Source organism: Enterobacter sp. H2G27 (genome assembly GCF_054403075.1).
In genome coordinates this window covers 447570-472739 of record NZ_JBSVSI010000001.1, presented here as the reverse complement: position 1 = coordinate 472739, position 25170 = coordinate 447570, and the positions used below count along the sequence as shown (strand labels likewise).

Annotated in this window: 22 protein-coding genes and 1 pseudogene; 8 read left to right on the top strand and 15 right to left on the bottom strand. The window is 55.5% G+C overall.

Annotated features, from left to right (window positions below; all coding sequences use genetic code 11):
- Window positions 1-660 (top strand): bifunctional tRNA pseudouridine(32) synthase/23S rRNA pseudouridine(746) synthase RluA, encoded by a 660-nt coding sequence (gene rluA, locus ACW9E7_RS02220; protein ID WP_008502014.1) that lies wholly within the window; start codon window positions 1-3, stop codon window positions 658-660.
- A gap of 28 nt (window positions 661-688) precedes the next feature.
- Here the strand turns inward: rluA and djlA are convergent, their stop codons facing one another.
- Entirely contained in the window at window positions 689-1504 is an 816-nt protein-coding gene (gene djlA / locus ACW9E7_RS02215) for a co-chaperone DjlA (protein WP_008502016.1), read from the bottom strand.
- 239 nt (window positions 1505-1743) lie between these two features.
- Between djlA and lptD the strand changes: the two genes are divergently transcribed.
- The 6 genes from lptD to apaH are packed head-to-tail and all read left to right on the top strand — an operon-like array spanning window position 1744 to window position 8473.
- Window positions 1744-4095, top strand: a complete 2352-nt coding sequence (gene lptD, locus ACW9E7_RS02210; RefSeq protein ID WP_111964063.1) for an LPS assembly protein LptD — start codon at window positions 1744-1746, stop codon at window positions 4093-4095.
- A 53-nt stretch (window positions 4096-4148) separates the two neighbouring features.
- Complete coding sequence (gene surA / locus ACW9E7_RS02205; RefSeq protein ID WP_223581215.1) at window positions 4149-5435, top strand: peptidylprolyl isomerase SurA; 1287 nt, start codon at window positions 4149-4151, stop codon at window positions 5433-5435.
- Entirely contained in the window at window positions 5435-6421 is a 987-nt protein-coding gene (gene pdxA / locus ACW9E7_RS02200) for a 4-hydroxythreonine-4-phosphate dehydrogenase PdxA (protein ID WP_032660737.1), read from the top strand. The genes surA and pdxA overlap by 1 nt, the downstream gene beginning before the upstream one ends.
- Window positions 6418-7239, top strand: coding sequence for a 16S rRNA (adenine(1518)-N(6)/adenine(1519)-N(6))-dimethyltransferase RsmA (gene rsmA, locus ACW9E7_RS02195; protein WP_023310362.1), 822 nt, complete (start codon window positions 6418-6420; stop codon window positions 7237-7239). Before pdxA ends, rsmA begins: the two co-directional genes overlap by 4 nt.
- Before the next feature lie 3 nt (window positions 7240-7242).
- Entirely contained in the window at window positions 7243-7620 is a 378-nt protein-coding gene (apaG, locus tag ACW9E7_RS02190) for a Co2+/Mg2+ efflux protein ApaG (protein WP_008502021.1), read from the top strand.
- Between the two features lie 4 nt (window positions 7621-7624).
- Complete coding sequence (apaH, locus tag ACW9E7_RS02185; protein ID WP_458727189.1) at window positions 7625-8473, top strand: bis(5'-nucleosyl)-tetraphosphatase (symmetrical) ApaH; 849 nt, start codon at window positions 7625-7627, stop codon at window positions 8471-8473.
- Window positions 8474-8512: 39 nt separating this feature from the next.
- On the opposite strand, the gene folA is transcribed toward apaH, so the two are convergent.
- The 13 genes and pseudogenes from folA to ACW9E7_RS02120 all read right to left on the bottom strand — a co-directional run bounded on the left by folA (window position 8513) and on the right by ACW9E7_RS02120 (window position 23813).
- A complete protein-coding gene (gene folA / locus ACW9E7_RS02180; protein WP_008502023.1) occupies window positions 8513-8992 on the bottom strand; it encodes a type 3 dihydrofolate reductase in 480 nt (159 codons plus the stop codon).
- Window positions 8993-9106: 114 nt separating this feature from the next.
- A complete protein-coding gene (gene kefC / locus ACW9E7_RS02175; protein ID WP_115876461.1) occupies window positions 9107-10972 on the bottom strand; it encodes a glutathione-regulated potassium-efflux system protein KefC in 1866 nt (621 codons plus the stop codon).
- A complete protein-coding gene (kefF, locus tag ACW9E7_RS02170; RefSeq protein WP_047173708.1) occupies window positions 10965-11495 on the bottom strand; it encodes a glutathione-regulated potassium-efflux system oxidoreductase KefF in 531 nt (176 codons plus the stop codon). The genes kefC and kefF overlap by 8 nt, the downstream gene beginning before the upstream one ends.
- Before the next feature lie 103 nt (window positions 11496-11598).
- Window positions 11599-11832: a YgdI/YgdR family lipoprotein gene (locus ACW9E7_RS02165; RefSeq protein WP_003856439.1), complete on the bottom strand. Its 234-nt coding sequence runs from the start codon at window positions 11830-11832 to the stop codon at window positions 11599-11601.
- 139 nt (window positions 11833-11971) lie between these two features.
- Window positions 11972-15196 (bottom strand): carbamoyl-phosphate synthase large subunit, encoded by a 3225-nt coding sequence (gene carB / locus ACW9E7_RS02160; protein ID WP_111964067.1) that lies wholly within the window; start codon window positions 15194-15196, stop codon window positions 11972-11974.
- A gap of 18 nt (window positions 15197-15214) precedes the next feature.
- Complete coding sequence (carA, locus tag ACW9E7_RS02155; RefSeq protein WP_325814089.1) at window positions 15215-16363, bottom strand: glutamine-hydrolyzing carbamoyl-phosphate synthase small subunit; 1149 nt, start codon at window positions 16361-16363, stop codon at window positions 15215-15217.
- Window positions 16364-16817: 454 nt separating this feature from the next.
- Entirely contained in the window at window positions 16818-17639 is an 822-nt protein-coding gene (gene dapB, locus ACW9E7_RS02150) for a 4-hydroxy-tetrahydrodipicolinate reductase (protein WP_127729578.1), read from the bottom strand.
- Between the two features lie 205 nt (window positions 17640-17844).
- Window positions 17845-18795 (bottom strand): 4-hydroxy-3-methylbut-2-enyl diphosphate reductase, encoded by a 951-nt coding sequence (ispH, locus tag ACW9E7_RS02145; protein WP_111964069.1) that lies wholly within the window; start codon window positions 18793-18795, stop codon window positions 17845-17847.
- Between the two features lies 1 nt (window position 18796).
- Window positions 18797-19246 carry an FKBP-type peptidyl-prolyl cis-trans isomerase gene (gene fkpB / locus ACW9E7_RS02140; RefSeq protein WP_003856450.1) on the bottom strand — a complete coding sequence of 150 codons (450 nt, stop codon included), beginning with the start codon at window positions 19244-19246 and terminating at the stop codon, window positions 18797-18799.
- A gap of 52 nt (window positions 19247-19298) precedes the next feature.
- Window positions 19299-19799, bottom strand: a complete 501-nt coding sequence (gene lspA / locus ACW9E7_RS02135) for a signal peptidase II (RefSeq protein WP_033144602.1) — start codon at window positions 19797-19799, stop codon at window positions 19299-19301.
- Entirely contained in the window at window positions 19799-22615 is a 2817-nt protein-coding gene (gene ileS, locus ACW9E7_RS02130) for an isoleucine--tRNA ligase (RefSeq protein ID WP_115876466.1), read from the bottom strand. The genes lspA and ileS overlap by 1 nt, the downstream gene beginning before the upstream one ends.
- Before the next feature lie 45 nt (window positions 22616-22660).
- Window positions 22661-23587 carry a bifunctional riboflavin kinase/FAD synthetase gene (gene ribF / locus ACW9E7_RS02125; protein WP_032644021.1) on the bottom strand — a complete coding sequence of 309 codons (927 nt, stop codon included), beginning with the start codon at window positions 23585-23587 and terminating at the stop codon, window positions 22661-22663.
- A gap of 7 nt (window positions 23588-23594) precedes the next feature.
- Window positions 23595-23813: pseudogene (locus ACW9E7_RS02120) on the bottom strand (DUF2575 domain-containing protein).
- A gap of 101 nt (window positions 23814-23914) precedes the next feature.
- Here ACW9E7_RS02120 and rpsT point away from each other — a divergent pair.
- Window positions 23915-24178 carry a 30S ribosomal protein S20 gene (rpsT, locus tag ACW9E7_RS02115; protein ID WP_003856458.1) on the top strand — a complete coding sequence of 88 codons (264 nt, stop codon included), beginning with the start codon at window positions 23915-23917 and terminating at the stop codon, window positions 24176-24178.
- 57 nt (window positions 24179-24235) lie between these two features.
- On the opposite strand, the gene nhaR is transcribed toward rpsT, so the two are convergent.
- The gene (gene nhaR / locus ACW9E7_RS02110) at window positions 24236-25135 is read right to left on the bottom strand and encodes a transcriptional activator NhaR (protein WP_032660752.1); all 900 of its coding nucleotides are present in this window, start codon (window positions 25133-25135) and stop codon (window positions 24236-24238) included.
- Window positions 25136-25170: the final 35 nt, after the last annotated feature.

Here is a 25170-nt window from a genome sequence, read left to right as displayed (position 1 = left end):
ATGGTGATGGAGCCGTACAATCCGCCGCAGGATCCCTGGCTGGTCATTCTGTATCAGGATGAACACATTATGGTGGTCAACAAGCCCAGCGGGCTGTTGTCCGTGCCGGGTCGTCTGGACGAGCACAAAGACAGCGTGATGACGCGCATTCAGCGCGATTATCCTCAGGCGGAGTCTGTCCATCGCCTGGACATGGCGACCAGCGGCGTGATTGTGGTGGCGCTGAACAAAGCGGCGGAACGCGAGCTGAAGCGCCAGTTCCGCGAGCGCGAGCCGAAGAAGCAGTATGTCGCCCGCGTCTGGGGTCACCCGGCGCAGGCCGAAGGGCTGGTGGATTTACCGCTGATCTGCGACTGGCCGAACCGGCCAAAGCAGAAGGTGTGTTATGAAACCGGCAAGGCCGCGCAGACCGAGTACGAAGTGCTTGAGTACGCGCCGGATAATACCGCGCGCGTCCTGCTAAAGCCGATTACCGGACGCTCGCACCAGCTGCGCGTGCATATGCTTGCGCTGGGTCATCCGATTCTGGGCGACAGGTTTTACGCGCCGCCTGAAGCGCTGGCCTTAGCGCCACGTCTGCAGCTGCACGCGCAGACGCTCACCATCACCCATCCGGCCTTCGGTAACGCGATGACGTTTAAAGCCCCGGTGGACTTCTAAAAAAAAGCCCGACATCGTCGGGCTTTTTCTATTTGAAACCTTTCTTCTCTTTAATCAGTTCGTACGCTTTCTGAATTTCCTGCGCTTTTTGCTTTGCCATCTCCATCATTTCTGGCGGTAAGCCTTTCGCGACCAGCTTGTCCGGATGGTGCTCGCTCATAAGCTTACGATAGGCACGTTTGATCGTGGTCTGATCGTCAGAGGGCTTAACGCCAAGCACATTGCAGGCATCTTCCAGCGTTGGACCACGCTGCGCCTGCTGCCAGGCACCGCCGGACGACTGCTGGTGATAGCCACCGCCAAACTGTGCCCCGCCCTGCATCATGCGCAGGAACTGGTCGAACTGCATGCGGGAGATGCCCAGCTCTTCCGCAATGACGTACAGCACGTCACGTTCATTAGGGTGTAGTGAACCGTCCGCGAAGGCCGCCTGGATTTGAATTTCCAGAAACATCCGAATTAAATCAAAACGTCCAAAACAGATGCTGCGGAACTGACGCATTTTTTCGCGAAGCGGATAGTTATCGGATTTCCCGATGCGAAACGCATTTTGCGCTTCCAGACGGGAGTCGCCGTGCAGGTTCATGCGATCCATAAAAACGCTGGCAATCTGAATATCGGCTTCTGTGACACGCCCTTTGGATTTGGTTAAGTGCCCCATGACCTCAAAGGTGGTGGAGAAAAAGAGTGACTGACGCTCGCGCTGATTGGCAAACCAGGCCATTTTGCGGCTGCGCGCCTTATCAAACATATGGCCAATAATAAGCCCCAGCACAATTCCCCAGAACCCGGCACCCATGATGATGGCGAACGCAACACCGATTATTTTACCCCAATACTGCATATACTCCCCGGATAGTCATATTCCTTGCCGACGCAACGTCATCATCACTGTGTTCAAGTCACGGTCAATTGAAGGACATCGCCTATAATTTGCTTTATCATACTCGTCATTCGATAGCGAGCCTAACACTCTGGCACGCAAACGGGCAGGATTAACGCTGGTACTGCGCAGATGAGTAAGATAGTCTCTGAGCGTTTATAAGCCGTAGCCACTGATGACGGAACAATAAAATACAACGTATGAAAAAACGTATCCCCACCCTCCTGGCCACAATGATTGGCTCCGCCCTGTACAGTCAACAGGGTCTGGCGGCCGATCTCGCCTCGCAGTGTATGCTTGGCGTCCCAAGTTATAATCGCCCACTGGTGAGTGGCGATACAAATAGCTTGCCGGTAACCATTACTGCCGACAGTTCAAAAGGGACTTACCCTGACAATGCCACGTTTACGGGCAATGTCGATATTAACCAGGGCAATAGCCGCCTGCAGGCAGATGAAGTGCAGCTGCACCAGAAACAACCGGAAGGTGCGGCCGAGCCGGTACGAACGGTGGATGCGCTGGGTAATGTGCACTATGACGACAATCAGGTCATCCTGAAAGGTCCGAAAGCCTGGTCAAACCTGAATACGAAAGATACTAACGTCTGGAAAGGTGATTACCAGATGGTGGGTCGCCAGGGGCGCGGTGACGCAGACCTGATGAAACAGCGCGGTGAAAACCGCTATACGATCCTGGAAAACGGTACGTTCACGTCATGTCTGCCGGGTTCAAATACCTGGAGCGTGGTCGGGAGCGAGGTTATCCATGACCGCGAAGAACAGGTCGCAGAGATCTGGAACGCCCGCTTCAAGCTGGGTCCGGTGCCCATATTCTATAGCCCTTATCTGCAGCTTCCCGTGGGTGACAAACGTCGCTCCGGTTTCCTGATCCCGAATGCCAAATACAGCACCACGAACTACTTTGAGTTCTACCTGCCGTATTACTGGAACATCGCGCCAAACATGGATGCGACGATCACGCCGCACTATATCCACAAGCGCGGCAACATCATGTGGGAGAACGAGTTCCGCTATCTGACCCAGGCCGGTGCGGGTCTGATGGAGCTGGATTATCTGCCGTCGGATAAAGTTTTCCAGGACGAGCATCCAACCGAAGGCGATAAGCACCGCTGGATGTATTTCTGGCAGCATTCCGGGGTGATGGACAAGGTCTGGCGTTTCAACGTCAACTACACCAAAGTCAGTGACCCGAACTACTTCAATGATTTCTCATCCAAATACGGTTCGAGTACCGATGGTTATGCCACACAGATTTTCAGCGTTGGCTACGCGGTTCAGAACTTCGATGCGACGGTAACCAACAAACAGTTCCAGGTATTCTCCAGCCAGACGGCAAGTACCTATGGCGCCGAGCCTCAGCTGGACGTTAACTGGTACCAGAATGACGTGGGTCCGTTCGACACTCGTATTTATGGCCAGGCCGTGCATTTTGTGAACACCAATTCCAATATGCCGGAAGCCACCCGTGTTCACCTGGAGCCCGTTATCAACTTGCCATGGTCGAATGACTGGGCAAGCCTGAACACGGAAGCCAAGCTGATGGCGACCCATTATCAGCAAAAAAATATTGATGATTACAATACCAGCAACAACGCCCATCTTGAGGAATCCGTAAACCGTACGCTTCCGCAGTTCAAAATGGACGGTAAGCTGATCTTCGAACGCAATATGGCACTTCTGGCGGATGGCTATACCCAGACGCTGGAGCCACGTATGCAGTACCTGTACGTGCCTTATCGCGACCAGAGCAACATCAATAACTACGACTCCTCTTTACTGCAATCTGACTATAGCGGCCTGTTCCGCGATCGTACCTACGGCGGTCTTGACCGCATCGCCTCAGCGAACCAGTTAACGACCGGGGTCACATCGCGCGTTTATGATGACGCTGCCGTTGAACGTTTTAACGTTTCTGTTGGTCAAATCTACTATTTCACCGAGTCTCGCACGGGCGATGACAATATTAAGTGGGAGAAAGATAACAAGACAGGTTCGCTGATTTGGGCTGGTGACACCTACTGGCGTATGACCGATCGTTGGGGTCTGCGCGGCGGCGTCCAATATGACACCCGTCTCGACAATATCGCCAACAGTACGGCGGCGATTGAGTATCGCCGGGATGAAGATCGTATGGTGCAGTTGACCTATCGTTATGCCAGCCCGGAATATATTCAGGCGACGCTACCGAACTATGGTACTGCCGAGCAGTATAAAGACGGTATTTCGCAGGTGGGTGGCGCAGCGAGTTGGCCAATCGCCGACCGCTGGTCAATCGTAGGCGCGTACTACTTCGACACTAACGCCAATAAAGCTGCTGACCAGATGGTGGGCCTGCAGTATAACTCCTGCTGTTACGCGCTGCGTCTCGGCTACGAACGTAAGCTTAACGGCTGGAACAGTGAAAACAATCAGAGCAAATACGATAACGTGATTGGCTTTAACTTCGAGTTACGCGGCCTGAGTTCCAACTACGGCCTGGGTACGCAGAAAATGCTGCGCTCGAATATTCTGCCGTACAGTAGCGCCTTGTAATGTGCTTGATTTGCAACGTAATCCGCTTTGCGGTTAATTGAAATGGAAAAAGTATGAAGAACTGGAAAACGCTGCTGCTCGGTGTCGCTATGGTTGCGAATACCAGCTTCGCCGCCCCCCAGGTTGTTGATAAAGTCGCTGCTGTGGTTAACAACGGCGTCGTGCTTGAAAGTGACGTTGACGGTCTGATGAAATCGGTGAAGCTCAATTCGGGTGAAGCCGGTCAACAGCTTCCGGATGACGCCACGCTGCGCCACCAGATCCTGGAGCGTCTGATCATGGATCAGATCGTTCTGCAGATGGGGCAGAAAATGGGTGTGAAGATCACTGACGAGCAGCTCGATCAGGCGATCGCTAACATCGCGAAGCAGAACAATATGTCTTTAGACCAGATGCGCAGCCGTCTGGCCTATGACGGCATCAGCTACGCCACCTACCGTAATCAGATCCGTAAAGAGATGCTGATTTCGGAAGTGCGTAACAACGAAGTGCGTCGCCGCGTGACTATCCTGCCTCAGGAAGTGGACGCGCTGGCAAAACAGGTGGGTAACCAGAACGATGCGAGCACAGAGCTGAACCTGAGCCACATCCTGATCCCACTGCCAGAGAACCCAACTTCCGATCAGGCTGCGGAAGCTGAAAGCCAGGCGCGTTCTATTGTCGAACAGGCGCGTAACGGCGGAGACTTTGGCAAGCTGGCTATCACCTACTCCGCTGACCAACAGGCGCTGAAAGGCGGCCAGATGGGCTGGGGACGTATTCAGGAGCTGCCATCCATCTTTGCCCAGGCGCTGAGCACGGCGAAGAAAGGGGATATCGTGGGTCCAATCCGTTCAGGCGTGGGCTTCCACATTCTGAAGGTGAACGATCTGCGTGGCCAGAGCCAAAATATCTCCGTCACCGAAGTTCACGCTCGCCACATTCTTCTGAAACCGTCACCGATCATGACTGACGATCAGGCGCGTGCGAAGCTGGAACAGATTGCAGCAGACATTAAGAGCGGTAAAACCTCTTTTGCGAAGGCAGCAAAAGAGTTCTCTCAGGATCCAGGCTCTGCTAACCAGGGCGGCGATCTGGGCTGGGCGGCTGCGGATATTTACGATCCTGCCTTCCGCGATGCGTTGATGAAGCTGAACAAAGGCCAGATCAGCGCGCCTGTCCACTCTTCGTTTGGCTGGCATCTGATCGAGCTGATGGACACCCGTAACGTTGATAAAACGGATGCGGCACAGAAAGACAGAGCCTACCGTATGCTGTTTAACCGTAAGTTCTCTGAAGAAGCAGCCACCTGGATGCAGGAACAACGCGCCAGCGCATACGTGAAAATTCTGAGCAACTAATGAAACAGCATCGTGTTGTTATCACGCCCGGCGAACCCGCCGGGATTGGGCCTGACCTCGTTGTCCAGCTCGCCCAGCGCAGCTGGCCTGTAGAACTGGTTGTCTGCGCCGATGCAACACTGTTACAAGACCGGGCAACGCTGCTCGGTCTGCCTTTAACGCTTATCCCTTACGTTGAAGGCCAACAGCCTGCACCGCAGCAAGCCGGTACACTCACCCTTCTTTCTGTTCCGCTTCGTACACCGGTTATTCCGGGACAACTCAGCACGGAAAACGGCCACTATGTCGTGGAAACCCTGGCGCGCGCCTGCGACGGTTGCCTGAAGGGCGAATTTGCCGCCCTTATTACCGGTCCCGTCCATAAAGGCGTCATCAACGAAGCGGGTATACCGTTTACCGGGCATACGGAGTTCTTCGAAGAGCGCTCACGTAGCCCGAAAGTGGTGATGATGCTGGCGACGGAGGAAATGCGCGTTGCGCTGGTGACCACCCATCTGCCGATCAAAGCCATTCCTGATGCGATCACCCCTGAACTCCTGCGCGAGATCATCGGGATTTTGCACCACGATCTGCAGACAAAGTTTGGGATACCGCAGCCGCATGTGCTGGTCTGTGGCCTGAATCCGCACGCCGGCGAAGGCGGGCACATGGGCACCGAAGAGATCGACACCATTATTCCGGTGCTCAACGAAATGCGGGCGAAGGGGATGAACCTCAGCGGGCCGCTGCCTGCAGATACTCTTTTCCAGCCGAAATACCTGGATAATGCCGACGCCGTGCTCGCGATGTACCACGATCAGGGCCTGCCCGTGCTAAAATACCAGGGCTTTGGCCGCGGGGTGAATATCACCCTCGGTTTACCCTTTATTCGAACGTCCGTTGACCACGGTACTGCGCTGGATCTGGCAGGCCAGGGGAAAGCGGATGTCGGCAGTTTTATTACGGCGCTTAATCTCGCCATCAAAATGATTGTTAATACTCAATGACTAATCGAGTCCATCAGGGCCACTTAGCCCGTAAACGTTTCGGGCAAAACTTCCTTAACGATCAGTTCGTGATCGAAAGCATTGTCTCGGCTATTAATCCGCAAAAAGGTCAGGCGATGGTCGAAATCGGCCCGGGCCTTGCCGCGCTGACCGAGCCGGTAGGCGAACGCCTTGACGAGCTGACCGTCATTGAACTGGACCGCGATCTGGCCGCTCGCCTGCAAACGCACCCGTTCCTTGGGCCGAAGCTGACCATCTATCAGCAGGACGCCATGACCATGAACTTTGGCGAACTGTCGGAAAAAATGGGCCAGCCGCTGCGCGTCTTCGGCAACCTGCCGTACAACATCTCCACGCCGCTCATGTTCCACCTCTTTAGCTATACTGATGCCATTGCCGACATGCACTTCATGTTGCAAAAAGAGGTTGTTAACCGTCTGGTTGCAGGCCCGAACAGTAAAGCGTATGGTCGTTTAAGCGTGATGGCACAATATTACTGCAACGTGATCCCGGTACTCGAAGTACCGCCGTCAGCGTTCACACCACCACCGAAAGTGGATTCAGCGGTTGTGCGCCTTGTACCGCACAAAACGAAACCGTATCCGGTTAAAGATCTGCGTGTACTGAGCCGCATTACCACTGAAGCCTTTAACCAGCGTCGTAAAACGATCCGTAACAGCCTCAGCAATTCCTTTACCGTTGAGGTGTTAGCCGAACTGGGAATCGACCCGGCAATGCGTGCGGAGAACATTTCCGTAGAGCAATACTGCAAGCTGGCTAATTACATCAGCGATAATGCGCCGCCGAAGGAGAGTTAAGCCATGATTGATTCGCCCCGCGTATGTGTCCATGTACAAAGCGTCTATGTTGAATCACAGTCATCACCGGACGAAGAACGTTTTGTCTTTGCTTACACCGTGACCATTCGCAATCTGGGGCGGACGCCCGTGCAGCTGCGCGGACGCTACTGGCTTATCACCAACGGCAATGGCCGCGAAATCGAAGTTCAGGGTGAAGGTGTGGTCGGTGAACAGCCCCACATCGCCCCTGGCGAAGAGTACCAGTACACCAGCGGCGCGGTGATTGAAACGCCGATGGGTACGATGCAGGGCCATTATGAAATGGTCGATGTCGATGGCAATGATTTCCGCGTTGCCATTCCCGTGTTCCGTCTCGCCGTAACCACACTTATTCATTAATCTAATGTCTACATATCTGATTGGCGACGTTCACGGTTGCTACGATGAACTGATCGCATTATTAAAACAGGTCGACTTTACGCCAGGACAGGACACGCTCTGGCTGACGGGCGATTTAGTCGCGCGTGGCCCCGGCTCCCTTGAAGTATTACGTTTCGTCAAATCGCTGGGCGACAGCGTCCGCATGGTGCTGGGCAATCACGATCTGCATCTGCTGGCGGTGTTCGCCGGGATCAGCCGCAACAAACCTAAAGATCGCCTCACTCCGCTGCTGGATGCGCCGGACGCGGACGATCTGATTAACTGGCTTCGCCGTCAGCCGCTGCTGCAGGTCGACGAGGAGAAAAAGCTGGTCATGGCGCATGCCGGGATCACCCCGCAATGGGATCTTGAGACGGCGAAAACCTGCGCGCGCGACGTTGAGGCGGTGCTGGCAAGCGACTCGTATCCTTTCTTCCTCGATGCCATGTACGGCGATATGCCGAACCACTGGAGCGAGGATCTCAGCGGTCTGGCCCGTCTACGCTTTATCACCAACGCCTTTACCCGCATGCGCTTCTGCTTCCCGAACGGACAGCTGGACATGTATTCCAAAGAGACGCCGGAAAGTGCGCCCGCTCCGCTGAAACCGTGGTTTGCCATTCCGGGGCCGGTGACAAGCGAGTACAGCGTGGTATTTGGTCACTGGGCGGCACTGGAAGGAAAAGGAACGCCGGAAGGGATTTACGGTCTGGATACCGGATGCTGCTGGGGCGGAGAGTTAACCTGTTTACGCTGGGAAGATAAAGCTTACTTTGTGCAGCCGTCCAACCGACAGCTGGACTTAGGAAAAGGCGAGGCAGTCGCCTCCTGATACGCTATTCCCTCTCCCGGCCGGGAGAGGGAAAATCACTTAACGACGTTCCAGAATCTCGAAGCAGTAGCTGTGGGAGTTCTGTGCATCCGCGTCGTGGAATTCACTAAATACCGATTCCCACTCGTCCGGATCGTAGTCCGGGAAATGAGTATCCCCTTCCACTTCTGCATCAATGTGGGTCAGATACAGCTTCTGCGCTTTTGGCAGGAACTGCTCGTACACGCGCCCACCGCCGATCACCATGATCTCTTCGGCATTGCCGCATGCAGCAATTGCCTCGTCGACTGATTTTACCCATTCGACGCGATCGTCAGTGCCCGGCTGGCTGCTGATAACGATATTCTTACGGCCCGGCAATGGACGACCAATCGACTCCCAGGTCAGGCGGCCCATCACTACCGGCTTGTTTAACGTAGTACGTTTAAACCATGCGAGATCGGCAGGCAGGTTCCACGGCATGGCATTTTCCATACCGATAACGCGGTCCACCGCCAGCGCTGCAATCAGACTGATCATTGAAAATTTCCCGGATGCAAAAAATTGCCGCCACTATACGGAAAGCTTAATCTTTCGTCGACTGGCGGCAGAGTAAAGATAAAGAAATTTTTTAATATTGCTGGCAACTCCACTTCACGCGGAAGGTTTACTCTCCGGTTCGTCAGACGGATCGCCGGTATGCTTGCCCTCTTCCGTGCCCTGCCAGCCGTGACGCTGGATCAGCGACAGGTGATTACGGTCCTCGTTAATGATTTCCGTCAGCATGGCGCTGGTGCGTTTAAACACCGCCGCGCGCTCGGTGGCCGTACTCCCGGCCATCGCCGCCATCTCTTCGACCATCTCGGTGTTAAAGCGGCGGAACAGGTCCGCCCGCTCGCGCGCTTCATACGCGCCGAGCCCCAGATTTTCCAGCGCCATACGGCCAGATTTCAGCGCGCCTTCGAAGGTTTCACGCTCAGGGGCTTCTACGCCCGCTTGCCTGAGACGGATATAATGATCCACATCGCGGGCACGGGAAATAATGGTCAGATCCGGGAAATGTTCTTTCGCCATTTCCACCATCTGCATGCTGGTCTCCGGATCGTCAATCGCGTTAATCAATACCTCCGCTTTGGCCGCACCGGCGGATTCCAATAGATCGACGCGGGTCGCATCGCCGTAAAATACCTTCATATCAAATTTACGCAGAGTATCGACATGGTCGGGGTCGTGATCGAGGATAACCATCTTCACCCCGCTGGACAGCAGCAGACGGCCAACGATCTGCCCGTAGCGGCCAAATCCGGCAATAATGACGCGCGGCTGTTCTTCGTCAATTTCATCGGCTTCGCGCTCCTGCTCGCTACCCGATTTTTCCAGACGCGTCAGCACCACCAGCAGAACGGGCGTTGCGGCCATCGAGAGCGCGACCGCCAGCGTCAGCGCTTTCGCCCACTCGGGATCGAGCACGTTTGCCATCTGCGCAGCGCCAAAAACCACAAACGCAAATTCGCTCCCCTGCCCCAGCAGAACCGCAAACCAGCTGCGCTGCTTATTTGGAACCTTCAGCGGACGCGCAATCAGCCACAGCATTACCATTTTAATGATCAGGAAGCCGACGAGCAGGATGACGATCCGCAGCGGGTGCGTCACCAGCGTGCCGAAGTCGACGGACATCCCCACGCCGATGAAAAACAGCCCCAGCAGCAACCCTTTGAACGGCTCGATATCGCTTTCCAGCGCGTGACGGTATTCCGAGCTCGCCAGCAGGACGCCTGCGAGGAACGCCCCCATCGCCATCGACAGCCCGGCTTCTTCCAGCAGCAGACCAAAGCCAAACACCAGGAACAGCGCCACGGCGCTGAACACTTCGCGCAGGCCTGAACGGGCAACAAACCGCAGCAGCGGGCGGGTCACGTAACGGCCAAGCAGCACCACCAGCGCCAGCGCGCCCGCCACCTTCAGTGCGGACAGCGCGAAAGCGCCCAGCGTTGTAGAGGAACCGCTGGCTGCCAGCAGCGGGATCATCGCCACCAGCGGAATAGCGGCAATGTCCTGGAACAGCAGCACCGAGAACGCGCTACGTCCCATCTGGGATACCGTCAGATTTCGCTCGTTCATCGCCTGCATGGCAATAGCCGTTGAGGAGAGCGCCAGCGTCATGCCGATGAGCTCTGCCACTTTCCAGTCCATGCCCAGCAGGATGCAGAACCCACCCAGCAGCAGGCCGCAGGCCACCATCTGCAGTGCCCCTCCGCCAAATACCGAGGCGCGAAGCTTCCACAACCTCTGGGGATCGAGCTCCAGGCCAATCACAAACAGCATCAGCACAACGCCGATTTCAGCAAAATGAAGAATCGCCTCGGCATCCGTGACCAGTCGAAAGCCCCACGGCCCAATGACGCAGCCCGCAATCAGATAGCCGAGAACAGAGCCCAGCCCCAGGCGTACCGCCACGGGCACAATCAGCGCCGCCGCGCCGAGGTAAATCAGCGCCTGTATCAGCGTATGGCTATCCATGGTGCGTCTCCTGCCACTCAAGTAAGCGTTGTTTATAATGGCGAGCCTGCGCCTGCAGCGTTTCATCGTCGCAAACAAACGTGCAGTGCATCGCAAAAGGCGGGAGCCAGTTCAGACCGCAATAAAGCGCTGTCGCCTGCAGCGGCTGCGCCAGGACGTCAAAACCCGGGAAGGAACCGATATCAAAATGGCTTTCCCCACCGCCGGTGGTGACCGCCCACATCAGGCTTTTCCCTTTTAGCGCATGGCCGTTGTGTCCATACGCCCAGCCGTGGGAGAAGACTTTATCAATCCACAGTTTCAGCAGCGGGGGCGTGCTGTACCACTGCATGGGGTGCTGCCAGATAATCAGATCGGCACGAGAAAGCGCCTCCTGCTCGGCGGCGATATCGATATTAAAATCGGGATAAAGTTGATAGAGGGAACGTATCTCTACGTTATCAAGCGTCCTTACCTGCTCAAGCATCCGCTTATTCGCATGCGAGTGCTGCGGATAAGGATGGGCATAAATTATCAGAATCATTGATTAGCCTGTTGTTACTGCTTTCTTTTAACAAAAGAGTGTAGTCAGTAATTCAACAGGCTAATAGTGAATATTATTGACGGGCTTACGTCAGAATTCTGAATTAGTTATCCAGCTCGCCCATGGATTTCACCTGGTCACGGTTAATCTGCTCGGTTTGGCCGGTTTCGGCGTTTTTGTACGACACCAGACCGGTATCGTCATCCACCTGCGGTTTGCCGTCGGTGACGATGGTTTTGCCATCGGTGGTTTTTACGGCCTGATTAGACGAACAGCCCGCAACGGTAAACATTGCCGTAGCAGCCAGAACGGAAGCGATCAGTAATTTATTTTGCATGGTGTTTTCCCCTGCTCTCAGTTGAATTTCGTTATCGACCTAACCATTTTAGGCTAACTGACTGAAAGCGGATGAAAAACCAGAAGGTTCTGAAGATGGGGAGAATGCCCGGCAGCCGAACGGCACCGGGCATTTTTACTTACTTGCTAATCTGCGCGTGCATTTCCTGCACTGAAATCACCTTCTCGGTGGCATCCGCGTTCAGCGCCATAGCCGTTGCGAAACCGCCGTTCAGGGTGGTGTCGTAGTGCACCTTGTACTGCAGCGCGCTGCGGCGAATCAGCTTGGAGTCTTCAATCGCCTGGCGGCCTGCGGTAGTGTTGATGATGTAGGTGTATTCGCCATTCTTGATACGGTCCTGAATGTGCGGGCGACCTTCATGCACCTTGTTCACCAGACGCGGATTGATGCCGGCTTCACCCAGCACAATCGCCGTACCGTGGGTTGCGTCCAGCTCGAAGCCCTGTTTCAGCAGCTTGGCGGCCAGGTCAACCACGCGCTCTTTGTCGCCTTCGCGAACGGAGAGCAGCGCACGGCCTGATTTTCTCATGGTAGAGCTACTGCCCAGCTGCGCCTTCGCGAACGCTTCGGCAAAGGTGCGGCCCACGCCCATCACTTCACCGGTAGAGCGCATTTCTGGCCCTAACAGCGGGTCAACGCCCGGGAATTTGTTGAACGGCAGCACCACTTCTTTCACCGAGTAGTACGGTGGAATGATCTCTTTGGTCACACCCTGCTGCGCCAGCGTCTGGCCCGCCATCACGCGCGCCGCCACTTTCGCCAGCGGTACGCCGGTGGCTTTGGAGACGAACGGTACGGTACGTGCCGCACGCGGGTTGACTTCAATCAGGTAGACTTCGTTGTCTTTCACCGCGAACTGGACGTTCATCAGGCCGCGAACCTGCAGCTCGAAGGCCAGCTTCTGCACCTGCTGGCGCATCACGTCCTGAATCTCCTGGCTCAGGGTGTACGCTGGCAGAGAACAGGCGGAGTCGCCGGAGTGCACGCCTGCCTGCTCGATATGCTCCATGATGCCGCCAATCAGCACCATTTCGCCATCGCAGATGGCGTCAACGTCTACTTCCACCGCGTCGTCGAGGAAGCGGTCAAGCAGCACTGGCGCATCGTTGGAAACGCTCACTGCGGTCTGGAAGTAGCGACGCAGGTCGGCTTCGTCATAAACGATTTCCATCGCGCGGCCGCCCAGCACGTAGGAAGGACGCACCACCAGCGGGTAGCCAATCTCTTTCGCCTTCTCAACGGCCTGTTCGATAGCGGTCACGGTGGCGTTCGCCGGCTGTTTCAGCTTCAGACGGTCAACCGCCTGCTGGAAACGCTCGCGGTCTTCCGCACGGTCAATCGCATCCGGGCTGGTACCGATAACCGGTACGCCTGCCGCTTCCAGCGCGCGCGCCAGCTTCAGCGGGGTCTGGCCACCGTACTGCACGATAACGCCTTTTGGCTTCTCGATGCGCACGATTTCCAGCACGTCTTCCAGGGTAACCGGCTCGAAGTAGAGGCGGTCAGAGGTGTCGTAGTCGGTAGAAACCGTTTCAGGGTTACAGTTGACCATGATGGTCTCGTAACCGTCTTCGCGCAGCGCCAGCGAGGCGTGTACGCAGCAGTAGTCGAACTCGATGCCCTGGCCGATACGGTTTGGACCGCCGCCCAGCACCATAATCTTGTCGCGGTCGACTGACGGGTTCGCTTCGCACTCGTCTTCATAGGTGGAGTACATGTACGCGGTGTCGGTCGAGAATTCAGCCGCACAGGTGTCCACGCGCTTGTAGACCGGGTGCAGGTTGTACTGGTCGCGCAGCTTGCGGATTTCTGCTTCACGCACGCCCGCCAGCTTAGCCAGACGCGCGTCTGCGAAGCCTTTACGCTTCAGCACGCGCAGGAAGTCAGCGTCCAGGCCGGTGATGCCCAGCTCGGCAACCTGTTCTTCCAGACGGACCAGCTCTTCAATCTGCACCAGGAACCAGCGGTCGATGTTGGTCAGGTTGAACACGCCGTCCACGGACAGGCCCGCACGGAAGGCATCGGCGATGTACCAGATACGCTCTGCGCCCGCGTCTTTCAGCTCGCGGCGGATTTTAGTCAGCGCTTCCGGGTCGTCCAGGCTCACTTTCGGGTCAAAGCCGGTCGCGCCCACTTCCAGGCCGCGCAGCGCTTTTTGCAGGGATTCCTGCTGGGTGCGGCCAATCGCCATCACTTCACCGACAGATTTCATCTGGGTGGTCAGACGGTCGTTCGCGCCCGCGAATTTCTCGAAGTTGAAGCGAGGAATTTTGGTCACAACGTAGTCGATGGACGGCTCGAAGGACGCAGGCGTGCGGCCACCGGTGATGTCGTTCATCAGCTCGTCGAGGGTGTAACCCACCGCCAGCTTCGCCGCCACTTTCGCAATCGGGAAGCCGGTCGCTTTAGAGGCCAGCGCGGAGGAACGGGACACGCGCGGGTTCATTTCGATAACAATCAGGCGGCCTGTTTTCGGGTTAACCGAGAATTGCACGTTAGAACCGCCGGTTTCCACGCCGATTTCACGCAGTACCGCCATCGAGGCGTTACGCATGATTTGATACTCTTTGTCGGTCAGGGTCTGGGCTGGCGCAACGGTGATGGAGTCACCGGTGTGGATACCCATCGCATCGAAGTTTTCGATGGAGCAGACGATGATACAGTTGTCGTTTTTATCACGCACCACTTCCATCTCGTACTCTTTCCAGCCAATCAGCGACTCGTCAATCAGCAGCTCTTTGGTTGGGGAGAGATCCAGACCGCGCTCACAAATCTCTTCGAACTCTTCACGGTTGTAGGCGATACCGCCGCCGGTGCCGCCCATGGTGAACGATGGACGGATGATGCACGGATAACCCACTTCAGCGGCAACGGCCAGCGCTTCTTCCATATTGTGTGCGATACCGGAGCGCGCGGTGTCGAGGCCGATTTTCTTCATTGCCACGTCGAAGCGGCGACGGTCTTCTGCTTTATCAATGGCGTCGGCGGTCGCACCGATCATGGTCACGCCGAACTCTTCCAGCACGCCCTGACGCTCCAGCTCCAGCGCACAGTTCAGCGCCGTCTGGCCGCCCATGGTTGGCAGCACCGCGTCCGGACGCTCTTTCTCGATGATTTTACGCACCACTTCCCAGTGAATCGGCTCGATGTAGGTTGCATCTGCCATTTCGGGGTCGGTCATGATGGTTGCCGGGTTGGAGTTCACCAGGATAACGCGGTAACCCTCTTCGCGCAGGGCTTTACACGCCTGCGCGCCGGAGTAGTCGAATTCGCAGGCCTGGCCGATCACGATCGGGCCAGCGCCAAGGATCAGGATGCTTTTTATGTCTGTACGTTTTGGCATTGTCTTCTCGGCTCCTGATTATTTAGCTGTCTTACGGTATTGCTCGATAAGTTCGATGAAGTGATCGAACAGCGGCGCGGCGTCGTGTGGCCCCGGGCTGGCTTCAGGGTGGCCCTGGAAGCTGAATGCTGGCTTATCGGTACGGTGGATACCCTGCAGGGTGCCATCGAACAGCGACTTATGGGTCACGCGCAGGTTAGCCGGCATTAAGGCTTCATCGACGGCAAAGCCGTGGTTCTGCGCGGTGATCATCACCGTGTTGTTATCGATGTCTTTCACCGGGTGGTTACCACCGTGGTGGCCGAACTTCATCTTAACGGTGTTCGCACCGCTAGCCAGCGCCAGCAGCTGATGGCCGAGGCAGATGCCGAATACCGGGATGTCGGTTTCCAGGAAGGACTTGATGGCGGCGATGGCGTAATCACACGGCGCCGGGTCGCCAGGACCGTTGGACAGGAAAATACCGTCCGGATTCATCTTCAGCACGTCTTCGGCAGACGTTTGTGCCGGAACCACCGTCAGGCGGCAGCCGCGGTCAACCAGCATGCGCAGGATGTTGCGCTTGGCGCCGAAATCGTAGGCCACCACGTGGAACGGCAGCTCGCTCTCTTTTTTCGCTTCCGGCAGGTCGCCTTCCAGCGTCCAGCTACCCTGAGTCCAGCTGTAGGCTTCAGCAGTAGTCACTTCTTTCGCCAGGTCCATGCCGTTCAGGCCAGGGAAGGCTTTCGCTTTTTCCAGCGCCAGCGTCGCATCGAGGTTATCACCCGCGATGATGCAGCCGTTCTGTGCACCCTTCTCGCGCAGCAAACGCGTTAGCTTACGAGTATCGATATCGGCAATCGCCACGATGTTATGGCGCTTCAGGTAAGAAGAAAGATCTTCGGTATTGCGGAAGTTGCTGGCTATCAGCGGCAGGTCGCGGATGACCAGGCCTTGCGCATGTACCTGAGAGGATTCTTCGTCAGCCGCATTGGTGCCGACATTGCCGATATGAGGATAAGTAAGAGTAACGATTTGGCGAGAATAGGAAGGATCAGTGAGGATTTCTTGATAACCGGTCATTGAAGTATTGAAAACGACTTCCCCAACCGCCGAACCTGTTGCCCCTATGGCCCGACCGATAAACTGGGTTCCGTCTTCCAGAACCAATAGCGCTGACTTAATCAAAACACCCTCCAGAGAATATTCACTCACTTTATTTGCATATTAATTCATAACCGTATCATGAATCAATGCAAATGTGTTGCCAGCGGATTTTTGGCAAACGGCGGCATTCTGGAGATTTGGTGGGTAAAAGTCAACTTAAAACGGATATTTTGTTTAGTGTTTTGCAGCCCTGGTGAGAGTAATGCGGCTTAAGTGACAAAAAGATCAGGTAAATCACCGCGGAAAACGCTTGCGCGCCTGGTTTAATAAAAAATGTCGTGTTGGAGCATGAAAAAGTGGACCGGATGGTCAAAATTTACATTTCAGTAACGTTAAAACGCTACAAGATATATAAATTTAGAGGCTTAATTAAAAATAACACATGAAACAGATAAAATAAAAGGGCAATAAAATATTGCCCTATGCAATCAAACAATTACGACTGCAATAACCACATCACGATGGGTAATAATACTTACAAATTGTTGAGATCGAGCACATCTCGCATATCAAAAAGACCGCTTTTCTTACTTTTAAGCCACAAAGCGGAACGTACGGCGCCGTTGGCGAACGTCATTCGGCTTGAGGCTTTATGCGTAATTTCGACACGTTCGCCAATATCGGCGAACATCGCCGTGTGTTCGCCGACGATGTCACCCGCTCGCACGGTTGCGAAACCGATGGTGCCAGGTACGCGTTCGCCGGTGTAGCCTTCGCGGGTATAGACCGCGCAGTCTTTTAAATCTTTATCAAGTGCATGAGCAATCGCTTCGCCCATCGCCAGCGCCGTGCCAGATGGCGCATCAACCTTGTAACGGTGGTGAGCTTCTACAATCTCGATATCGGTATAATTGCCCATCACCTTCGCGGCCTTCTCCAGCAGCTTCAGCATGACGTTAACGCCCACGCTGAAGTTTGCCGCGAAGACAATCGCAATCTCTTTTGATGCATCCTGGATAGCCTGCTTGCCCGCATCGTCAAAACCGGTGGTGCCGATCACCATCCCCTTGCCGTGTTGACGACAAAACGCCAGATGCGTAAGCGTCCCTTCCGGGCGGGTAAAATCGATGAATACATCGAAGTCCTCTTTTACCGCTTCCAGACTGCTTTGCACGGTAACGCCCGTGTGGCCAGCGCCCGCCAGCTCACCGGCATCGGTCCCCAGAAGCGAAGAACCTTCACGCTCCAGTGCCGCGCCAAGCGCTACGCCATCCATCTGAAGTGCCGCCTGAATAAGCTGACGGCCCATACGTCCACCCGCGCCCGCAATGGCGACACGGATCTGTGCATCATGCATAGTTATTCTCTTACGTTAAAATGATGTAAACCGTTTTCAGATTAACCAGCCTTGAGAAGCACTGCCAACTGAAAACACCGATAATTAGAATTTAACGTGAAACCGACTTAAATATCAGTAAAAGACATGATTTTGTCGTCACGATAAAGTAACGGGTAAAAAAAAGGCCAGCACAGGAGGTGCTGGCCTTTCATCAGAAAAAGGACTATTCAACTTCGCGGGCGTCGATGCGCAGTTCTTTCGGGACTTCGAAAACGATGTTCTCTTCACGTCCTTCCAGCGGCACCGCTTCGCCGCCGCCCAGCTCCTGCAGACGGGAAATGACGTTCTGAACCAGAATATCTGGCGCAGACGCCCCTGCCGTCACGCCGACACAGGCCGCGTCTTTAACCCACGCTTCCTGAATGTCCGACGCGTCATCAATCAGGAAAGCCATTTTCCCCATGCGCTGCGCCAGTTCGGCCAGACGGTTGGAGTTAGATGAGTTTTTGGAGCCGACCACGAGCACCACATCCGCCTTTTCAGCCAGCGCGCGCACCGCTTCCTGACGGTTAGTGGTTGCGTAGCAGATATCATCCTTACGCGGGCCGACGATTTTCGGGAAGCGCTGACGCAGGGCGTCAATCACGTCTGAGGTATCGTCTACGGAGAGCGTCGTCTGGGTCATAAACGACAGACGCGCTTCGTTTTTCACGTTCAGCGTAAGGACATCTTCAGGCGACTCAACCAGATACATCCCCCCTTCCGGGTTGCTGTACTGGCCCATGGTGCCTTCGACTTCCGGATGACCGGCATGGCCAATCAAAATCGACTCTTCACCACGACGGCTGGCGCGCGCCACTTCCATATGCACTTTTGTCACCAGCGGACAGGTAGCATCGAATACGGTCAGATCGCGGCTTTTTGCTTCGTTACGGACCGCCTGCGAGACACCGTGCGCGGAGAAGATCAGGATCGCACCGTCCGGTACTTCGCTGATCTGCTCAATAAAGATTGCGCCGCGCTCGCGCAGGCTATCGACAACATAGCGGTTATGCACCACTTCGTGACGCACATAAATCGGCGCGCCGTAAATCTCCAGCGCGTTTTCAACAATGCTGATAGCGCGGTCTACACCGGCGCAGAAGCCGCGCGGGTTAGCCAACAGGATCTGCATTTCAGGCCTCCAGTGCAGGATCGATTTCCAGCACTTCAACATCAAAATGAACGGTACGCCCGGCAAGCGGATGGTTGAAGTCAACGGTAATAGAGTCACCGTTGATTTCGCGGATCACGCCAGGCATTTCGCTGCCGTCCATAGCGGTAAAGAGCATAATCGCGCCGATTTCCGGTTCACCTGCATCCATAAACTCGCGGCGCGAGAAATACTGGATCAGGTCCGGACTCGGCACGCCAAACGCGGCATCCGGCTCCAGCGAAAAGGCCTTTTTCTCACCCTCTTTCAGACCGAGAAGCTGCTGCTCAAGACCTTCAGACAGGGAGGTATCACCAAGACGAAACAGGGCCGGTTTGCCGTTGTTGCGGGTGGATTCGGCCGTAGAGCCGTCATCCAGCTTCAGCGTGAAGTGAACGAGAACCGCGCTGTTGCTCTGTACGGATTTAGACATGCAAATTGCTCGCTTGTTTTGCCCGGTGGCATTACACCACCGGGCGAGTGTGTTACGCCTGCTCTTTCGCAGCCGGTTTAGGCAAGAAGCCTTCCAGCACGATTAACGCCGCACCGATACAAATTGCCGTATCGGCCAGGTTAAAGGTCGCGAAATGCCAGTCGCCGACGTAGAAGTCAATCATATCGACCACAAAGCCGTGCCACAGGCGGTCAAACAGGTTGCCCAGCGCGCCGCCAATGATCAGCGCGTAGGCGATGTTATTCAGCTTTTGCGTGGCCTTCGAGCGGTACATCAGCACCGCCAGGATCACGCAGATACCGAGAGCGATACCTGCAAAGAACCAGCGCTGCCAGCCACCGCTGTCGGCAAGGAAACTAAAGGCTGCGCCGTAGTTACGCGCGTAGTGCAGGTTAAGCGACGGGAACAGCGGGACCGTCTCGCCCAGAGCAAAATTCTGGAGGATCAGGAATTTGCTGCCCAGATCGATAATCAGCACCACCACAACCAGCCACAGCCAGCGCAGTCCTGTTGAACAGAGAGTTTTACTCATCAGGCAAACTTACGTTTTTCGCCGTCACCGGCGACGTTGCTTACACAGCGTCCGCAGATGTCTGCGTGTTCCGCCACCTGACCGACATCGGTAGTGTAATGCCAGCAACGCGGGCATTTCTCACCGTCGGCTTTGCTCAGCGCGACTTTCAGTCCTTTGAGCAGTTCGCTCTGCTGAGCATCAGCAGAAGCCTCGGCATAATCCGCAACTTTCGCACCGGAGGTCAACAGGACAAATCGTAATTCATCGCCCAGCGCGATCAGCTTCGCCGCCAGCTCCGGTTCAGCGTACAGCGTGACTGCCGCTTCCAGAGAGCCGCCGACTTTCTTGTCTGCACGCGCCTGCTCGATAACCTTGTTCACTTCGCCACGCACCTTCAGCAGCTCGTCCCAGAAGGCATCGTTCATCGCTTCGGTGCTGGAGAGATCGAACAGACCTTCGTACCACTCACCCGTGAAGACATACTTCTCACGGTCGCCAGGCAGATAGCCCCAGATTTCATCCGCGGTGAAGGACATGATCGGCGCCATCCAGCGTACCAGCGCTTCTGCGATGTGGAACAGCGCGGTCTGGCAGCTACGACGCGCCACGCTGTCCGCTTTCGCGGTGTACTGGCGGTCTTTGATGATGTCGAGGTAGAACGAGCCCATCTCGATGGAGCAGAAGCGCATCAGGCGCTGCACCACTTCGTGGAAGTCGTAAGACTCATAGGCTTTCAGGATATCGTCCTGCGCCGCTTTCGCGCAGCCTACCGCCCAGCGGTCCAGCACCACCATCTCTTCCGGTTTAACCATGTCTTTTGCCGGATCGAACCCGTTCAGGTTCGCCAGCAGGAAGCGCGCGGTGTTACGGATACGACGATAGCTGTCGGCAGCACGCTTCAGGATCTCGTCAGACACCGCCATTTCGCCGGTGTAGTCGGTCGACGCCACCCACAGACGCAGGATGTCTGCGCCCAGTTTGTTCATCACATCCTGCGGAGAAACGGTGTTACCGATAGATTTGGACATCTTACGGCCCTGACCATCCACGGTGAAGCCGTGAGTCAGTACCTGACGGTAAGGCGCTTTACCCTTCATGGCGGTGGAGATCATCAGAGATGACATGAACCAGCCGCGGTGTTGGTCCGACCCTTCCAGATACATATCGGCAGCGTGACCGGCGAATTCCGGACGCACGTCAACCACGGAGGAGTGGGTCGACCCGGAGTCGAACCACACGTCCAGGGTATCCGGCACTTTCTCGTAGTTATCTGCATCAGCGCCCAAGATGTCGCGGGCGTCGAGATCCCACCAAGCCTGAATGCCGTCAACTTCGACGCGCTTCGCCACTTCTTCCATCAGTTCCAGGGTATTTGGGTGCAGTTCCTGCGTCTCTTTGTGCACGAACAGAGACATCGGTACACCCCAGGTACGCTGACGGGAGATACACCAGTCAGGACGGTTAGCTACCATGGATTCGATACGCGCCTGGCCCCAGTCAGGGATCCACTGCACGCCTTTGATCTCTTTCAGAGACTGCTCGCGCAGGCCTTTCTGATCCATACTGACGAACCACTGCGGGGTCGCACGGAAGATGATCGGGGTCTTGTGACGCCAGCAGCACGGATAGCTGTGCTGCATTTTTTCTACGTGCAGCAGCGCGCCGCTGGTACGCAGCATGTCGACGATAATGTCGTTCGCTTTGAAGACGTTGATACCATCCAGCGCCGGGTAGGTGCCAGGCAGATAAGAACCGTCCGGGCCGACCGGGTTAGCGATTTCCAGACCGTACTTCAGGCTGATGTTGTAGTCGTCAGGACCGTGGCCACCGGCGGTATGCACCGCACCGGTACCCGCTTCCAGCGTCACGTGATCGCCCAGGATCGCCGGAACGTCGAAGTCCAGGAACGGGTGCTTGAAGCGCATCAGCTCCAGGGCGTCACCTTTCACGGTGCCCAGCACGGTGTAGTCACTGATATGCGCGCGCTTCAGCACGCTCTCAACCAGATCTTTCGCCAGGATAACCGCCTGACCGTCAATCTGCACCAGTGCGTATTCGAACTCACCGGACAGGGAGATCGCACGGTTGGCAGGCAGAGTCCACGGGGTGGTGGTCCAGATCACCAGAGAGATCGGGCCGTTTACCGAGGAGACGCCAAATTTAGCCTTCACCGCATCCTGATCGACGGCATGGAACGCCACGTCGATAGATGGGGAAGTTTTGTCGTAATACTCCACTTCCGCTTCTGCCAGCGCAGAGCGGCAGTCCACGCACCAGTGCACCGGCTTAGCGCCTTTGTGCAGGTGACCGTTACCGATGATTTTGCCCAGCGCACGGATGATGTTGGCTTCAGTTTTGAAATCCATGGTCAGGTACGGGTGCGACCAGTCGCCCAGCACGCCCAGACGGATGAAGTCAGCGCGCTGACCGTCGACCTGCGTGGCTGCATATTCGCGACACTTCGCACGGAACTCGGCGGCGGTGAACTTCTCACCCGGCTTGCCGAACTCTTGCTCCACTTTCAGCTCGATTGGCAGACCGTGGCAGTCCCAGCCTGGAACGTAAGGCGAGTCATAGCCCGTGAGCCCTTTGGACTTCACGATAATGTCTTTCAGAATCTTGTTAACCGAGTGACCAATATGAATGCTGCCATTCGCATATGGAGGGCCATCATGCAGAATGAAGGTTTTTTTGCCTTTTTTGGCTGCACGAATGATGCCGTACAGGTCATCATCGGTCCAACGCGCCAGCATTCCCGGTTCGCGCTTGGCGAGATCGCCGCGCATCGGGAACCCTGTTTCCGGCAAATTCAGGGTTGATTTATAGTCACTCATCAGATTCTCGGTTCCGTATTTATCACGTAGGCAGTTAAGCCGGGTTCAAAGCCCAAAAAACTCGCGGGCCGTCAATTCATCTCGCGCAATTTGCGCTTTTAGTTCATCCAGCGAACCAAATCGCTGCTCGTTGCGTATTTTTTTACGCAGTATCACATCTATATGGCGACCATACAGGTCCATTACAACGTCCAGCAGGTGCACTTCTAGCTGTTGACGCACACCCGCGACGGTCGGACGCGTGCCAATGTTGGCGACGCCGTAGAACGGCTTATCGCCCAGTCCTGCCACTTCCACCGCATAAACCCCTTTAACCGGGGAAACCTGACGACGCAGCGGTATATTCGCCGTCGGGAAGCCTATCGTGCGGCCCAGCGCATCGCCATGGACCACGCGGCCAGAGATAGTAAACGGATGCCCCAGCAGGGTTTCAGCCGTATCCAGTTCATCATCGGCCAATGCCCGGCGAACCGCCGTGCTGCTGACGCGCACGCCGCCTTCGCAGAAGGTCATCGCGCTGGTGACGTCAAAACCGTACTCCAGACCAGCCTTCTGTAATAGCAAGAAATCGCCCTGACGACCAGCGCCAAAGCGGAAATCATCGCCCACGGCGAGAAACTGCACGCCAAGGCGCTTAACCAGCAGGTCGCTGACGAAATTTTGTGCTGTCAGCGCGGCAAAGCGGCGATCGAAACGTACACACAATACATAGTCCACGCCGGACTCCGCCAGATAGCGCAACTTCTCGCGCAGGCGAGTGAGGCGGGCGGGAGATTTATCGCCCGCGAACAGCTCCAGCGGCTGCGGCTCGAAAATCATCACTACAACAGGCAGGCCGCGGGCCTCCCCTTCTTTACGCAATCCCTGCAACAGCGCCTGATGACCACGATGCACGCCGTCGAAATTACCAATAGTCAGCACGCACCCGTGCGGTGCGCTGCTGAGATTATGTATGCCGCGTATCAGCTTCATGTCTGGCTCAAAACAGTGAAAATCGCCAAAGTATACCTTGTACAGCGGTTAAGGTTAACCGGCGATTGTTCGCGCAAAACAGAAAGCCGTAATGATTTCATCAGGCTGACCTTTCGCAGCGAAAAAATCTGCTCGTGAACTGCGATTTTTATGCCGAAAGGCTGTATTCAGGGAAGACAAGCTGGTAGAATCCTGCGCCATCACTACGTAACGTAGCGTCGCTAATTAACGGCGCTTATTTGCACAAATCCATTGACAAAAGAAGGCAAAGAGGGCATATTCCTCGGCCTTTGAATTGTCCACATAGAACATATTTGGGAGTTGGACTTGGCTAATATCAAATCAGCTAAGAAACGTGCCGTTCAGTCTGAAAAGGCTCGTAAGCACAACGCAAGCCGTCGCTCTATGATGCGTACTTTCATCAAGAAAGTATACGCAGCAATCGAAGCAGGCGACAAAGCTGCAGCGCAGAACGCATTTAACGAAATGCAACCAATCGTGGATCGTCAGGCTGCTAAAGGTCTGATCCACAAAAACAAAGCAGCGCGTCATAAAGCAAACCTGACCGCGCAGATCAACAAACTGGCTTAATCGCTACTTGTTGTTGCTTGTTTAAAGAACCCGCTTAACGCGGGTTTTTTTATGCCTTCAGATTGCCGGTGGCGTAAACAGCGCCGAGTAGTCACGGTTACAGATTCGCTGCACCGCCGGGTGCTGAATCATCCTTTCGGCAAATATGGCGTGATACTCCTCCATCACGTTATCCACTCTGCCTATCTCCGTAATCTTATCGTCCGAATAGAGATCGTGCGCGTACAGCGTCGGCGCAACGAAGATGGCGTTATGCGCTTCGCCAAAGGCTTTCATCAGCGCCGCATCGTCAAACTCTCCGAGAATTTCGACCTTTAGCCCCTGCGAGTTAAACCAGTTCAGCAGCTTGCGTCCCAGCATTGAGCGCCTTCCCGGCACCAGCAGGCGGCGCTCTTCAAGGCACGCGGGGAACGGTTTTTCCGGCGGCGGATTAATGCACCAGAAGCTCACGCCGCATTCGCCAATTTTTACCGAGAACAGCCCTTCCTGCTGGGTGGAATCAATCGGACAATCCGAGATAATCATATCCAGCTTGTGCTGGCTTAGCTGTTCCAGCAGCATCTCGTGGGTGGATTCAAAGCAGCGCAGATGAATTTGTTCATCTTCAACCACCGCCGCGTCCAGCACGCCGCTCACCAGCCGTTTGGACAGCGCATCCGCCACGCCCACGTCAAAGAGCAGGTTCGACTCTTTGCGGTAGTTGACAATATCCAGCATCTCCTGGCTCAGGGTGAACATCTTGTCCGCGTAGCGAAACACCAGCTCGCCCAGTTCGCTGGGTTCAATCCCACGCCCCTTACGCTTGAACAGCTTGCCCTGCAAACGCTCTTCCAGCGCCTTGATTTGCCCGGTAATGGTTTGCGGCGTCAGATAGAGCGCTTCTGCCGCTCCCACCACCGAGCCCTGCTTATAGACGTGCCAGAAGTAGTACAGATGGTTGTAATTTAAATGAGACATCGCGTCTTCTCTCCCTGAGTATATATCGGGAGAAG

Bases quoted from the DNA above. Each gene is read 5' to 3' on its own strand.
- rluA (WP_008502014.1), top strand. From the start codon at position 1: ATGGTGATGGAGCCGTACAATCCGCCGCAGGATCCCTGGCTGGTCATT.
- djlA (WP_008502016.1), bottom strand. From the start codon at position 1,504: ATGCAGTATTGGGGTAAAATAATCGGTGTTGCGTTCGCCATCATCATG.
- lptD (WP_111964063.1), top strand. From the start codon at position 1,744: ATGAAAAAACGTATCCCCACCCTCCTGGCCACAATGATTGGCTCCGCC.
- surA (WP_223581215.1), top strand. From the start codon at position 4,149: ATGAAGAACTGGAAAACGCTGCTGCTCGGTGTCGCTATGGTTGCGAAT.
- pdxA (WP_032660737.1), top strand. From the start codon at position 5,435: ATGAAACAGCATCGTGTTGTTATCACGCCCGGCGAACCCGCCGGGATT.
- rsmA (WP_023310362.1), top strand. From the start codon at position 6,418: ATGACTAATCGAGTCCATCAGGGCCACTTAGCCCGTAAACGTTTCGGG.
- apaG (WP_008502021.1), top strand. From the start codon at position 7,243: ATGATTGATTCGCCCCGCGTATGTGTCCATGTACAAAGCGTCTATGTT.
- apaH (WP_458727189.1), top strand. From the start codon at position 7,625: ATGTCTACATATCTGATTGGCGACGTTCACGGTTGCTACGATGAACTG.
- folA (WP_008502023.1), bottom strand. From the start codon at position 8,992: ATGATCAGTCTGATTGCAGCGCTGGCGGTGGACCGCGTTATCGGTATG.
- kefC (WP_115876461.1), bottom strand. From the start codon at position 10,972: ATGGATAGCCATACGCTGATACAGGCGCTGATTTACCTCGGCGCGGCG.
- kefF (WP_047173708.1), bottom strand. From the start codon at position 11,495: ATGATTCTGATAATTTATGCCCATCCTTATCCGCAGCACTCGCATGCG.
- ACW9E7_RS02165 (WP_003856439.1), bottom strand. From the start codon at position 11,832: ATGCAAAATAAATTACTGATCGCTTCCGTTCTGGCTGCTACGGCAATG.
- carB (WP_111964067.1), bottom strand. From the start codon at position 15,196: ATGCCAAAACGTACAGACATAAAAAGCATCCTGATCCTTGGCGCTGGC.
- dapB (WP_127729578.1), bottom strand. From the start codon at position 17,639: ATGCATGATGCACAGATCCGTGTCGCCATTGCGGGCGCGGGTGGACGT.
- ispH (WP_111964069.1), bottom strand. From the start codon at position 18,795: ATGCAGATCCTGTTGGCTAACCCGCGCGGCTTCTGCGCCGGTGTAGAC.
- fkpB (WP_003856450.1), bottom strand. From the start codon at position 19,246: ATGTCTAAATCCGTACAGAGCAACAGCGCGGTTCTCGTTCACTTCACG.
- lspA (WP_033144602.1), bottom strand. From the start codon at position 19,799: ATGAGTAAAACTCTCTGTTCAACAGGACTGCGCTGGCTGTGGCTGGTT.
- ileS (WP_115876466.1), bottom strand. From the start codon at position 22,615: ATGAGTGACTATAAATCAACCCTGAATTTGCCGGAAACAGGGTTCCCG.
- ribF (WP_032644021.1), bottom strand. From the start codon at position 23,587: ATGAAGCTGATACGCGGCATACATAATCTCAGCAGCGCACCGCACGGG.
- nhaR (WP_032660752.1), bottom strand. From the start codon at position 25,135: ATGTCTCATTTAAATTACAACCATCTGTACTACTTCTGGCACGTCTAT.